Below are 13,648 nucleotides of genomic sequence, written 5' to 3' on the forward strand. Positions count from 1 at the left end.
CTATTTAATTGATTTTCTTTTTCCTATAATTACAGTAAGAACAAATGGTACAACTATAGCCACAATCATACATATTGAAAATATCACCATAAATGCTGGTTTAATTGATAATATACCTGGAAGACCTCCAACACCAATTGAATTTGCCATTACCCCACTACCAACTGAAATTATTGCTGCTATTGCTGATCCTACCATTCCACAGAAAAATGGGAAACCATGTTTTAAATTAACACCAAACATTGCAGGTTCTGTTACTCCAAGATAAGCTGAAATACAAGCTGGTATGTTTATTTGCTTTGCTTCTTCATTTTTTCTTTGTAAATATATCATTGCGAGTACTGCTGAACCTTGTGCAATATTAGATAAAGCTATCATTGGCCAAAGTGATGTTCCTCCAAATTGTGCCATTAATTGAAGATCTATTGCATTTGTCATATGATGAAGTCCTGTAATAACTAATGGTGCATATAAGAATCCAAAAATTGCTGCAAAAATCATTCCAAATGATGATGTTAATCCAACATATACTACTTTTGAAATTACTGAACCAATTGCCCAACCTATAGGTCCCACTACTACATGCGCTATTAAAACAGCTGGTACTAATGCAAAAAATGGTACAATTATCATTGATATTGATGGTGGACTTATTTTTCTCATTCCTTTTTCAAGGAATACTAATACGAAACCTGCCAATATTGCTGGTATAACTTGTGCTTGATATCCAATCATGTTTACATGTGCAAATCCAAAATCCCAGAAAGGAATCTTTTCAGCACCTGCTACTGAATAAGCATTTAAAAGTTGTGGTGAAACTAACGTAATACCTAGTACTATACCAAGAATTTGGGTTGTCCCCATTTTCTTTGTTATTGACCATGTTATTCCAACCGGTAAGAAGTGGAATACTGCTTCTCCAATTAACCATAAGAAACTATTTGTTCCAGCCCAAAACTGCGATACTTCTACCAAGGATTTTGTTCCATCTTCTAACAATTTCATATCTCCAATAATATTCCTAAATCCTAAAATTAATCCTCCAACAATAATAGCTGGAATAAGTGGTGAGAATATTTCTGATATATTAGCCATAAGTTTTTGCATAAAAGTCATATTATTTTTAGCTACTTCTTTTACTGCATCTTTACTTACACCATCTACTCCTGATATTTTTATAAAATCATTATAGAAATCTGATACCTCATTTCCAATAATAACTTGAAATTGTCCTGCTTGCGTAAATGTACCTTTAACACTTTTTAACTTTTCAATTGCATCTTTATCAGCCTTGCTTGGATCATTTAATACAAATCTCATTCTAGTAACACAATGCGTAACTGCTGATATGTTTTCACTTCCACCAACAAACTTTAATAGTTCTTTAGAATCACTTTCAAATCTTCCCATTAATAAAACCTCCTAAAATTCATTTTGTTACTTTATAAATAATTTCCTAGATTATGATGCAGATCTGCTTTACTTATTAATTTAATAATATTTTCTTACTTAGTTTCTAAATTTAATTTAACATTTAAATGTTTACATCCTTATTTTAATTTATTGTGAACATATAGTCAATACTTTTATAATAATTTGTTTAAACAAATTATTATAATGTTGTTCAAATCTTGTAAGCAAAGCATTTCATCAACATATTATTATATAAAATTTGTTTAAACATATTCTGTTTATGTTCAAAATGTGTTTATATAGTAATATTCTTCTAAATATTTTCTAATTAGCAACGTAAGATAAAATCTATACAGAATTTTTTAAATAACTTAATTTAGAATTCTACTTTTTAATTACATTTCCACTTTAAAGATGTATATCTCAAAGTAGAAATAAAGGGTACCTTTTATTTCGACGGCCTCTACACATAAGTGTAATCTAGAACTTTGTTTACATATTCAGTTAACTTCTTTGTAAAAATAAAGTATAATATATTCATTAAAGATAATTAAGGGAGTGTTTTTTTTGCCCAACGTAAAATTTAAAGATATATATCACACATTAAAAGCCAATATAGATAATGGAAAATATGATATTTCCATGATGCTTCCTACAGAAATGGAACTAATAGGAAAATTTAATTGTAGTAGAAATACTGTTAGAAGAGCTATTGGTGAGTTAAGTAAGGATGGCTATGTTGAAAGTGTTAAAGGTAAGGGAGTTATTATATTAGAAAGTAGAGAATCAATAGAACTTCCTATTGGAAATTTATTAGGCTTACAAGAATTGCACTTAAAAAAGAAATTCACTACTAGTGTTGTAAATTTTTCAAGAATAACCATAGATGAATCTTTGTCAAAAAAAACTGCTTTAAAGTTAAATACTGAAGTATATCATCTTCATAGAATAAGATTTTTTGATAATGAACCTATAATTCTTGATGTAAATTACTTTAGTGCAGAAGTTGTAAAAGATTTGACCATAGAAATAGCTCAAAATTCTGTATATGAGTATATTGAAAAAGAACTACATACAAAAATTCTTGCTTCAAAAAAGGTTATTGTGGTTGAGCATGCAAATGAATTAGATAAAAGCTTTTTAGATTTAGGAACATTTGATTGTGTTGCTGTTGTAAAAACATATGCTTATACTGATTCTGGTAAGCTTTTTGAATATACTGAATCTCGGCATAGACCAGATAAATTTGTATTCGTCGAGTCTTCATCTATGAGAAAAATTGAATAGTTGTAATTTCAAAAGCTTACTAGACGTTATTTTAGTAAGCTTTACTAATAAATATAATCATAAATACTATAAGTAGATTGTCCATATAAGATTTCTATAGAACCTTTTCATAAAAATTGATATTATTTTTTATAATGCATTCCTTTATCAATAAAGTTAAATAGTTTTTGAAATTAAAAGAATATAATGAAATATGAAGTAGCTTAGTACTAATAATCACCCTAAGATATTTAAGCAATAAAAAGTCAGGCATACAAAATTCAAATTGTATACCTGACTTTTTAATAGATTAAAGAAAAACGTAACTATTAGAAAATTATTCATTTAAGTCTACATAAACTCCACTTTTAGAATAAACCGTTGATTCACAAATATTTGTTACATGATCGCCTATTCTCTCTAAGTATTTTATTACAAATAAAAGTCTAATTCCCTTTTCAGTTAAACTCTCATCCAATTTCATTTCACTAACGAATTTGGCAAATAAATCTTTATAAAACGAATCTATCTCATCATCCTTAAGGCAAATCTTATATGCCATATCATCATCATCATTAATATATGAATTTATAGCGAGGCCTATCATGGACCTTACCTTTTCTTCCATTTCCCATAAAGCATCTAAACTTTTCTTAAATAACTTTATATCTTCACCTATCTTTTTTGTTATTTTGCATATATCAACTGCATGATCTGCCATTCTTTCTAAATCTGTAACTATTTTTGAAGCTGTCATTATCTTTCTTAAATCCGTTGCTAAAGGTTGTTCTGATGCAATATACTTAATGCATTGTTCTTCTATTACCTTTTGCATATCATCAACTTTATCATCATTATTTATAATCTTATTTGCTAATTCTATATCATAATTCTTCAAACTAAGCATGCTTTGATATATTTGTTTTTCTACTAAGCTAGCCATAGTTACTAATTCTCTATGTATATTTTTAACCTTAATATCCTGTGATCCTCTTGTCATTCTAACCTTGCCCCTCTCTAGCCAAATCTACTATATTACAGATATAATTCCTGTATATTTTTTTATATTACATCAATGTAAACGTTATGTCAATAACACATAACTATTATCATTCAAAATTTCGTTCTAAATAAATCGAGAATAAAAATTAATATTCTTCATTTAAATTCTATACTATATGGTTCTTACAAAAAATGTCCTGTAAAAAAATTAAGCTGTTTCAAAATAGAAATTATCTTTCTATTTTGAGACAGCTTAATTTTTTATCATATCTCCATAGATACCTGCATTCAAATTTACACTTATCATTAGTATTATATTCAATTTAGAAGGGTTTTACACATTAACACGATTTCTATTCATTTAAATCTACATAAACTCCCGTTTTAGAGAAAATAGTCCACTCACATATATTAGTTACATGATCTCCTATTCTTTCTAAATACTTTATGACAAATAACAATTGAGTCCCTTTATGAATTGAATTTTCATCTACTTTGATTGCATCAATTAATGCAGCAAATAAAGACTTGTAAAATGCATCTATTTCATCATCTTTCTCACAAATCCTATACGCCATTTCTTCATCTTCATTAATATATGAATCTATAGATGCTTTAATCATAGATCTGACTTTTTTATCCATTTCCCATAATTCATCTGAACTTCCACCAAATGATTTTACCTTCTCACCTAAGCGCTTTGTTATCTTGCATATATCTACTGCATGATCTGCCATTCTTTCTAAATCTGTTACTATCTTTGAAGCAGTAAATACTCTTCTTAAATCTGTTGCCAGTGGTTGTTCTGTCGCAATAAATTTAATACATTCCTCTTCTATTGTTTTTTGCATTTCATCAACTTTATCATCATCTTTAATAACTTTATTAGCTTTTTCTACATCGTAATTTTTCAGACTAACCATACTCTCATATATTTGTTTTTCTACTAAACTCGACATATTTAACAATTCTCTATTTATAATTTTTACCCTTGCATCTTGAGATCCTCTTGTCATAATACTAACACTCCTTTTTAGCCAAATCTACCCGTAATATAATCTTCTGTTCTTTTATCTCTTGGATTATAAAATATATCTTCCGTTTTTCCATATTCAATAACTTCACCATTTAAGAAGAAGGCAGTTTTATCAGCTATTCTTCCTGCTTGTTGCATATTATGCGTTACTATTATTACTGTATACTTCTTTTTAAGTTCATCCATAAGTTCTTCCATTTTACCCGTCGAAATAGGGTCTAATGCTGATGTTGGTTCATCCATTAAAATTACTTCTGGTGAAACTGCTAGTGTTCTAGCAATACATAATCTTTGTTGCTGTCCACCTGACATTCCAAGAGCACTTGACTTTAATCTATCTTTAGCCTCATCCCAAAGTGCTGCTCCTTTTAAACTCTTTTCTACAATTTCATCTAAAACCTTTTTATTTTTTGTCCCATGTATTCTAGCTCCATATGCAATGTTATCATAAATAGACATTGGAAATGGATTTGGTCTTTGAAATACCATACCTATTCTTTTTCTTAAAGATATCTCATCATAATCTTTATATATATCCTTATCTTCAAAAAAAACTTCACCTGTTATTCTTACAATTTCAATTAAATCATTCATTCTATTTAAAGTTCTTAAGAAAGTTGATTTTCCACAACCAGAAGGTCCAATAAGTGCTGTAACCTCATTTTTATTTATAGACATATTTATATTTTTAAGAGCTTGATTATCTGCATAATATAAACATAAGTCTTTAGTTTCTATAATATTCATAATTCTACCTACTTCCCACTATAAGATTTCATTAATCTATTTCCAAGTAACCTTGCGCCTATATTAAATAATAGAACTGCTATTATAAGTACTGCTGCTGTTCCATTTGCAATTGCTGCTGCATCAGGTACTATTCCCTCTGAGTTTAACTTCCATATATGAACTGCTAAGGTTTCTGATGGTCTGAAAAGTGAAAATGGTGAACTGTTCCCAGTTAAACTTATTGAATTAAAGTCTAAATTTTTTGAACTTAATCCTGCAGTATACAAGAATGCTGCTGCTTCACCAAATATCCTTCCAGCTGCGAGTATTATACCTGTTAATACTTCACCCATGGCTGTTGGTACTGTAAGTTTGGCTAAAGTTTGCCATCTAGTTGCCCCAAGGCCAAGTGAAGCTTCTTTTACTCTTTTACTTGCTGCTACTATAGCATTTTCAGAAATTCTAGTCATAGATGGTATATTTAATATACTTACTGATAAAGCTCCTGCAAGTATTGAGTATCCCCATCCTGCCATATTAACAAAAACTAGTAATCCAAACATACCTATAACAATAGATGGAAGTGAAGACATTGTTTCAAGAGACATTCTTATAAATCTAAGAACAGGCCCTTCCTTTGCATACTCAGCTAAATAGATACCTGCTCCAATTCCAATTGGAACTGTAACTATTAAAGAAACAACTAACATGTAAAATGAATTGAACAATTGTGGTCCAATTCCACCACCAGCTCCTGTTAATTTAGGTTTACCAAATATGAATGAAGGCTTTAGCATACTGCCGCCTTTATATAAAATGTATAAGATAAATGCACCGAGTAATAATACTACGAAGATACTTATTATATAAAATATAATCGTTGCAATCTTATCAACTTTTTTTGCATCCATTATGCTTCACTCCTTTTTTCAATCATTCTAACTATAACTATAAAGACAAAGGAAATTATGAGCAAAATCAATGCCAAAGTCCATAGTGCATCATTCCATGCTGTTCCAGAAACTGTATTAGCCATGTCCATAGTTATAATACTTGTGAGTGTAGACATTGAAGAAAAAATTCCATCTGGTATTTTCACAGTATTACCAATAACCATTTGTACTGCTAATGCTTCTCCAAAAGCTCTTGCTATACCAAGGACAACACCTGTAAGTATTCCAGTTTTTGCACCTGGAACTATAACTCTAGAAATTGTTTGCCATCTTGTAGCTCCAAGTCCATAAGAGGCTTCGATGTGATCTTTAGGTATAATTTTTATAGCATCAATAGCTAAAGTTGCTATAGTCGGTAATATCATTAATGAAAGAACTAAAACACCTGCAATTAATGAAAATCCCATTCCTGTAAAGTTATTTTTAATAAATGGAACTAATACAGAAATACCAACCCACCCATAAACAACAGAGGGTATTCCAACTAATATTTCTAAAGATGGCTTTATTATCTTCTTTCCAAATTTACTAGATATAACATTTACAAATATTGCTAAGGCAATGGCAATAGGAGCACTTAAAATTACTGCACCTATTGATACAAATGTTGAACCTAATATAAAAGCTAGTGCTCCAAAAGAAGGTTCTCCACCTTTATTAGGCTTCCAATTATTTTTAAATAAGAATTCTGAGAGGCTATATCCGTCTTGTGTAAATATTCTTAATCCCTTTGATGTTATAAATACTATAATTGATATTGTTATAAGTATTATTAATATTCCACACATTATTGCAAAACCTTGGCCTAAATATTCATTTCTAAGCCTTTCTTTAAAACTTCTTTTTTCCATCTTTTACTCATCCTTTAATTGAATTATTTTACTTTCATTTCAGTCCCTAAAATAAATCCTAGATTTTCTGCACTAGACCTATTATCTTCACTTGCTATTAATTTCAATGTTCTTATTTTCATTATTCCCTACCTCCAATAATAAATTACTTACTACGTTGGCCTTATATTCTTTTATTATTACATATTTTATAATATACCCTTTTAGTTAATCTATTATTAGATATATGTTAAATTATATTAGATGAATGTTAAAAAGATTTAACATTTCAATTAGAATTAATGTTAAATATTTTTATCAATTGGCTATGTTTTAATATAGTGTTGAAATATAGGCAAAAAAATTATAGGTGGGATTGTCCACCTATAATGCTAAATAAAAGAACATTGTGTATTATATCTATTAAATATAAAAATTATAGGTGCTTTTTAAATACAAAACTGGTTTTATCAAATCCCATTTTGAATTCATAAAACTTATGTGCTTCTACTCGTTGTAATCCAGATGATAATGCAACCACATCACAACCATTTTCTTTTGCCCATTCATTAATAAATGATAGGAGAATTTGTCCATATTTCTTTGACCTTTGATTTACATCAGTAACTAAATCATTGACCCATACATGTTTGCCATAATATAGATTTGTAAGTCTAATCACACCTGCTACTGCAACAATTTCTTTGCCTACATAAAGTGCAAACATTTTATAGCCTTCTTTTTTCATATCTTCAATTAAATTTAAATATGTTTGCTCAACTAAATGAGTTCTCAACTGTTTCATTACTGGAAATGCTTTAAGTAAATCTTCTTTATTCAATAATTCTTTAACATAAGTAGTTTCTTTATCCATGTATATCTCTCCTTTTAATAATCATTGTGTAAGAATCTACAGTCATTGATTAACCTAATATATTGTTGTTACGTTATAATCTACTATTGTTCATTAGATTATAGTTTTCGCAGCACTTATTATAACATAATTTACAAAATGTTACACACATATATATTTGCTATTTTTAATAAATATCCATTTTTAACATTGATTTAAAACATAGCCTATTAATTAAATATTATATATAAGTACAAACAGAGAAATTGGATACATGTTTGTGCAGTTGGCATTAGAAAATAAGCTGTTGAAACTTCTTTATGGCAGGTTGTTCCATTTCTGCTTGTCCTGAGCTTGCCTCAGGAGCAAGCAGAAATGGGTGCAACCTGCCATTTAGAAGTTTCCAGCGAAATTTTCTTAGTCCAACGGAATAAACATGTATCCAATTTCAGCGATTTATTCTCATAAGTATAGTTTTCACCTTATGTATCTAAACGTATGGTATTTTTACCTCAAAAGTCGTTCCTTCTTCAAGTTCACTTTTAACATTAATTTCTCCATTAAATATTTTAACAATATGTTTTACAATAGCTAATCCAAGACCTGTTCCACCTTTTTTCCTTGACTTATCTACTCTATAAAATCTCTCAAATATTCTTGATATGTCTTCTTTAGGTATACCTAATCCATTATCTTTTACTGTCAAACAATAATATTCATCTTTACTAAAACTTTCAACCTCTACTATCCCTGATATATCTTTTGAATATTTTATTGCATTTTCAATCAAGTTTAAGCCTAATTGATAAAACTTATCTCTATCTCCTAGAATACATTCAGTATTATTATTTATGAATTCTATTTTAATATTTCTATTAATTGCACTTTTTCTCATAATGTTTAAGACTTCTTCAATTACTAATCCTGGTTCAAACTCATCAACATCAGCAATTAAATTACTTTCAATACTTGATAAAACTAATATGTCATTTATAAGCCTTGATAATCGTTCAGCTTCCTTATCTATAATATCCAAAAACTTCTCTCTTGTTTCATCGTCTTTGACAAATTTTAACGTTTCAGCAAATCCTTTTATAGATGTTAAAGGAGTTTTTAGTTCATGGGATACATTAGCAACAAACTGACTTCTCATAAGTTCAACTCTATTTATATCTGTAATATCTTGGAATGTTATAACTTTACCGATATTCTCTACACCATCAAACATTTCTGATTTTTTAATTTTAAAATCTCTTTCTATTGGATGAAGTATTTTTATCTCTTTATCATTTTCCTCTTCTTGCTCTAAAAATTTATTTATATCATAATCATTCACGTAATCTAACAGACATTCCCCAATAATACTTTTCTTTATTCCAAGTAATGATTCTGCACATGGATTAATAGAAATTACCCTATTATGGTTGTCCACGGCTATAACTCCACTTTCCATGCTCTTCAATATTGATTCTATTTTTGTTTGTTTCTCTATAACTTCATGAATCTTCATTTGTAATTGATCTGCCATGTTATTAAAACTATTACCCAGTGTTCCAAGTTCATCATTAGTTTTAACGTCAGCTCTTATTTTATAATCCCCTTTAGTCATTTTTAAAGTTACTCTCTCTAATTCTTTTACTGGTTCAATGATTTTCTTAACCAATCTCAAAGATAAGAATATAGAAAATATAAGAACTAAAGCTAATATTAGTAAACAATACATAATATTTTCTTGATGTAATATAGTTATTGTATATATAGGAACAGAGCTTCTAATTAATAAATTATTATCCAACCTAGTTGCATAATAAAGAAAATTAGCTTTAATTGTGCTACTATATCTTCTAGAATATCCTTCACCCTTTTCAAGAGCGTCTTTAACTTCTAGTCTACTGCTATGATTTTCACTACTTTTTTCCTCATTATCATATAATACAATTCCATTATTATCTATAAGTGTAAATCGTACATTTATATTGTTTATTTTCAAATCATTTAATCTTTTTAAATTCTCATAATCATTGTGACTAATATCTGTAATATTATTAAGTTCAGAAATCAAATAATTAACATTTTTAAGTTCTTCTTTTGTATTTTTAATTTCTTCTAAATTCATTAGCATCATAAAAGAAGATGTTACAATCACTATTGCAAATAATACTGTTATAATAACAGAAGACAATATCTTATTTTTCATTATTATTCTGCCGGGTTAAATCTATAACCCACTCCTCTTATAGTTTCAATAAATCGTGGATTTTTATCATCTTCTTCTATCTTCTTTCTAAGATATCTTATATGAACATCTACAGTTCTTGTTTCACCTATATACTCATAACCCCATATCTTGTCCAATAAAGTTTCTCTCGTAAGAATTTTACCTTTATTTTTTATTAATATTTGTAAAAGTTCAAATTCTTTTAATGTTAAATCTACCTTGTTCCCTTTAACATATACTTCATGACGTTCATAATCCACTTTAAGATTTTGTGAATCATATATATCATTTTCCATTTCTCCAATTGAATTTGTTCTTCTTAAAACAGCTTTTACTCGTGCAAGTAATTCTCTAACTGAAAATGGTTTTGTTATGTAGTCATCTGCTCCAAGTTCCAAACCTAATATTTTATCTAGTTCTTCCCCTTTTGCTGTTAACATTATTATTGATGTCTTTTTCATTTCATCATCTCTTTTTATTTCCTTACAAACATCAAATCCATCTATCCCAGGCAACATTAAATCAAGTAACATTAGACCAGGTTTTTCTGCTTTAGCTATCTTCACTGCATTTATACCATCATTAGCTGTATAAACATCATATCCTGCATTAAGCAAATTAAATTTTAATAATTCAACTATATGTTCCTCATCATCAACTATTAATACTTTTTCTTTAGTCATCTTTTCTTTTCCCCCTTAACGTAATAAAAGAAAACATTCTTCCATAAGAGCCCTGCGACTTCCTATATGAATGTAATTTAATATCCTCACTACAATACGTGCATAAATCCAAGTTATTTATATTAGAATTTTTTACTCCAGCTCTTTTTAAATCATCCATTATACATGCTTCTAAGTTAAGATTATTTTTATCAAATAATTCTTCTTTATTTATTGTATTCTTTTTATCTATAAACTTAAATTTTAGTTCTTCTGAAACTTCATAACAACATTTCTTAATATGTGGACCTATATATGCTTTAATATTACTTTCATTTGCATTAAATTCAAGCTTCATTTTTTCAATAGTTTTAAATGTAATTGATTCAAAAGTTCCTTTCCAGCCACTATGAATTGCAGCCACAACTTGGTTTTCCTCATCAATCAATATAACCGGTACACAGTCTGCAGTAAAAACTCCAATAATAACATCTTTTTCATTTGTTATTATTGCATCACCTTCTTCATCCTTAATACTTTTTTCTTTTGCTGTATATTTCAATATCTTATCACTGTGAATTTGCTTAAGATATATTATATCCTTAACATTAAACTCTTTTTTCAATGAATTAAGTTCTTTTATGCCCTCTTCTGTACTTCTATTAAAACTTCTTTCTTTCTCCGCATTTGTAAATACAATTTGAAATTTCTCATTATCTATTATCATAAAATCATCTTTTTTCTTTAATAAGTTAAAATCTAATTTATTCAATCTAATCCTCCATAAAATTTGTAATACTAAAAATTTCTTATAATTTTCTTAAATAAAACTTCTACTACATTATTTATTATAAAAATACTAATTACTATATATAATTTAATATTAACATTTTATTTAATATTTATCATCTTTATTAACTAAAGTTTAACTTATATATAACATTAGGCACAATCAAGAACCTTCCATGGCAACTTTGGACTTATTATTTATCTTCATGTGCCTTATAAGAAAAAGGATGTTGAAATTTTTTTCAACATCCTTACTAATATGATTATCTCACAAGATTTTTTATTTCTTCTAGAAAAGTATTTATATCCTTAAATTGTCTATAAACAGATGCAAATCTTACATATGATATTTCATCTAAATCTTTAAGTCTAGCCATAACCATTTCTCCTATATCCTTTGTTGGAATTTCCGTAAGCATACTATTAGAAATTGTTTTTTCTATATCATATGCCAGATCTTCTATTTGCTTTCTAGATATAGGTCTTTTTTGGCATGCTATAATTAAGCCATTAATTATTTTTTCTTTATTAAAGTTTTCTCTAGTTAAGTCTTTTTTTATTACTAAAATAGGAAAATCCTCTATCTTTTCATATGTAGTATAACGCTTAGAACATTTTAAACATTCTCTTCTTCTTCTAATTGTTGTGTTATCATCTGTTGATCTAGAATCAACAACCTTACTTTCTTCAAATCCGCAAAATGGACATTTCATACTTTAACTCACCTCATAGCTTTCGTGTATCAAACCCTATAGTTATTATACATACATTTTGGAAATATGGCTATATATTGTTTACAGGTTCTCCATCTTTTGTGTTTACCAATATAACATCAGTTCCTATTTTAATTATATCTTTCCACAAAATTTCTTTTTCGTCTTCTTTTCCAAACCATGTCTTTATTTCTCCAGGCAATATTAATGAAATTATTTTATTATCATCACAGTTTATTTTAAAATCTTTTATAAATCCTATTTTAGTTCCTGTTAATATATCTATTACTTCCATATTTCTCATAGCATTAAGTGAGTGTAGTTCGAGTTCCATAATTATCCCCCATAATTATAATATTATTAATATCTTATTTCTATACATGTTTTCTCATATGCTTTAAAGCTGTTTTTTCTAATCTTGAAACTTGAGCTTGTGAAATTCCAATTTCATCTGCAACTTCCATTTGAGTTCTTCCATTAAAAAATCTTAAATTTAATATTAATTTTTCTCTATCGGTAAGTTTCTTCATGGCCTCTTTTATGGAAATGTTTTCAAGCCAATGTTCATCAGTATTTTTTTGGTCACTTATTTGATCCATTACAAATATAGCATCTCCGCCATCATGATAAATTGGCTCAAATAATGATACAGGATCTTGTATTGCATCTAGCGCAAAAACAACATCTTCTCTTGGCAATTCAAGTTCTTTTGCAATTTGCGATATAGTAGGTTCTTTATTATTATCTTTTATAAACCGCTCTCTCATAATTAAAGCTTTATACGCAATATCCCTTAGAGATCTGCTAACTCTAATAGAATTATTATCTCTTAAATATCTTCTAATTTCTCCAATTATCATTGGAACTGCATAAGTTGAAAATTTAACATTTTGGCCTAAATCAAAATTATCTATTGACTTCATCAATCCTATACAGCCAACTTGAAATAAATCATCAATGTTTTCTCCTCTATTGTTAAACCTTTTAATAACACTAAGTACTAATCTTAAATTTCCCTTTATAAAAGTTTCTCTTGCACTTTTGTCTCCTGCCTTCATCTGTAGAAAAAGTTGCTTTTTTTCTTTTTCTTTAAGTATAGGGAGTTTTGAAGTATTAACGCCACATATTTCTACTTTGTTAATTATCACAAGTATCAACCCCTTCGAAAGTAATAATCCATTGCA

At 28.2% G+C, this 13,648-nt stretch carries 14 protein-coding genes; 1 reads left to right on the forward strand and 13 read right to left on the reverse strand.

Going from position 1 to position 13,648, the window contains the following annotated elements; all coding sequences use genetic code 11:
- Entirely contained in the window at positions 1 to 1,410 is a 1,410-nt protein-coding gene (treP, locus tag psyc5s11_RS21320) for a PTS system trehalose-specific EIIBC component (protein WP_224034476.1), read from the reverse strand.
- Between the two features lie 561 nt (positions 1,411 to 1,971).
- Between treP and psyc5s11_RS21325 the strand changes: the two genes are divergently transcribed.
- Positions 1,972 to 2,700 (forward strand): UTRA domain-containing protein, encoded by a 729-nt coding sequence (locus psyc5s11_RS21325; RefSeq protein ID WP_224034477.1) that lies wholly within the window; start codon positions 1,972 to 1,974, stop codon positions 2,698 to 2,700.
- A gap of 316 nt (positions 2,701 to 3,016) precedes the next feature.
- Here psyc5s11_RS21325 and phoU (psyc5s11_RS21330) read toward each other — a convergent pair whose 3' ends face one another.
- From phoU (psyc5s11_RS21330) to sigG, 12 genes are all read right to left on the reverse strand, one after another.
- On the reverse strand, positions 3,017 to 3,679 hold the full coding sequence (gene phoU, locus psyc5s11_RS21330) for a phosphate signaling complex protein PhoU (protein WP_224034478.1): 663 nt from the start codon (positions 3,677 to 3,679) through the stop codon (positions 3,017 to 3,019).
- Positions 3,680 to 4,034: 355 nt separating this feature from the next.
- Positions 4,035 to 4,697 carry a phosphate signaling complex protein PhoU gene (gene phoU, locus psyc5s11_RS21335; RefSeq protein ID WP_224034479.1) on the reverse strand — a complete coding sequence of 221 codons (663 nt, stop codon included), beginning with the start codon at positions 4,695 to 4,697 and terminating at the stop codon, positions 4,035 to 4,037.
- Between the two features lie 17 nt (positions 4,698 to 4,714).
- Positions 4,715 to 5,464, reverse strand: coding sequence for a phosphate ABC transporter ATP-binding protein PstB (pstB, locus tag psyc5s11_RS21340; protein WP_224034480.1), 750 nt, complete (start codon positions 5,462 to 5,464; stop codon positions 4,715 to 4,717).
- 8 nt (positions 5,465 to 5,472) lie between these two features.
- Positions 5,473 to 6,357: a phosphate ABC transporter permease PstA gene (gene pstA / locus psyc5s11_RS21345; RefSeq protein ID WP_224034481.1), complete on the reverse strand. Its 885-nt coding sequence runs from the start codon at positions 6,355 to 6,357 to the stop codon at positions 5,473 to 5,475.
- Positions 6,357 to 7,250, reverse strand: coding sequence for a phosphate ABC transporter permease subunit PstC (gene pstC / locus psyc5s11_RS21350; protein ID WP_224034482.1), 894 nt, complete (start codon positions 7,248 to 7,250; stop codon positions 6,357 to 6,359). Before pstC ends, pstA begins: the two co-directional genes overlap by 1 nt.
- Before the next feature lie 415 nt (positions 7,251 to 7,665).
- On the reverse strand, positions 7,666 to 8,103 hold the full coding sequence (locus psyc5s11_RS21355) for a GNAT family N-acetyltransferase (RefSeq protein WP_224034483.1): 438 nt from the start codon (positions 8,101 to 8,103) through the stop codon (positions 7,666 to 7,668).
- A 469-nt stretch (positions 8,104 to 8,572) separates the two neighbouring features.
- A complete protein-coding gene (locus psyc5s11_RS21360) occupies positions 8,573 to 10,279 on the reverse strand; it encodes a sensor histidine kinase (protein ID WP_224034484.1) in 1,707 nt (568 codons plus the stop codon).
- Positions 10,280 to 10,281: 2 nt separating this feature from the next.
- On the reverse strand, positions 10,282 to 10,983 hold the full coding sequence (locus psyc5s11_RS21365) for a winged helix-turn-helix domain-containing protein (protein ID WP_224034485.1): 702 nt from the start codon (positions 10,981 to 10,983) through the stop codon (positions 10,282 to 10,284).
- Positions 10,976 to 11,689, reverse strand: a complete 714-nt coding sequence (pgeF, locus tag psyc5s11_RS21370; protein ID WP_375542020.1) for a peptidoglycan editing factor PgeF — start codon at positions 11,687 to 11,689, stop codon at positions 10,976 to 10,978. Before pgeF ends, psyc5s11_RS21365 begins: the two co-directional genes overlap by 8 nt.
- A gap of 325 nt (positions 11,690 to 12,014) precedes the next feature.
- Complete coding sequence (nrdR, locus tag psyc5s11_RS21375; protein WP_224034487.1) at positions 12,015 to 12,464, reverse strand: transcriptional regulator NrdR; 450 nt, start codon at positions 12,462 to 12,464, stop codon at positions 12,015 to 12,017.
- Between the two features lie 70 nt (positions 12,465 to 12,534).
- Positions 12,535 to 12,798 (reverse strand): YlmC/YmxH family sporulation protein, encoded by a 264-nt coding sequence (locus tag psyc5s11_RS21380; protein WP_224034488.1) that lies wholly within the window; start codon positions 12,796 to 12,798, stop codon positions 12,535 to 12,537.
- Positions 12,799 to 12,838: 40 nt separating this feature from the next.
- Entirely contained in the window at positions 12,839 to 13,612 is a 774-nt protein-coding gene (gene sigG, locus psyc5s11_RS21385; RefSeq protein WP_224034489.1) for an RNA polymerase sporulation sigma factor SigG, read from the reverse strand.
- Between the last annotated feature and the right edge of the window lie 36 nt (positions 13,613 to 13,648).

Source organism: Clostridium gelidum (assembly GCF_019977655.1).
GTDB lineage: Bacteria > Bacillota > Clostridia > Clostridiales > Clostridiaceae > Clostridium > Clostridium gelidum.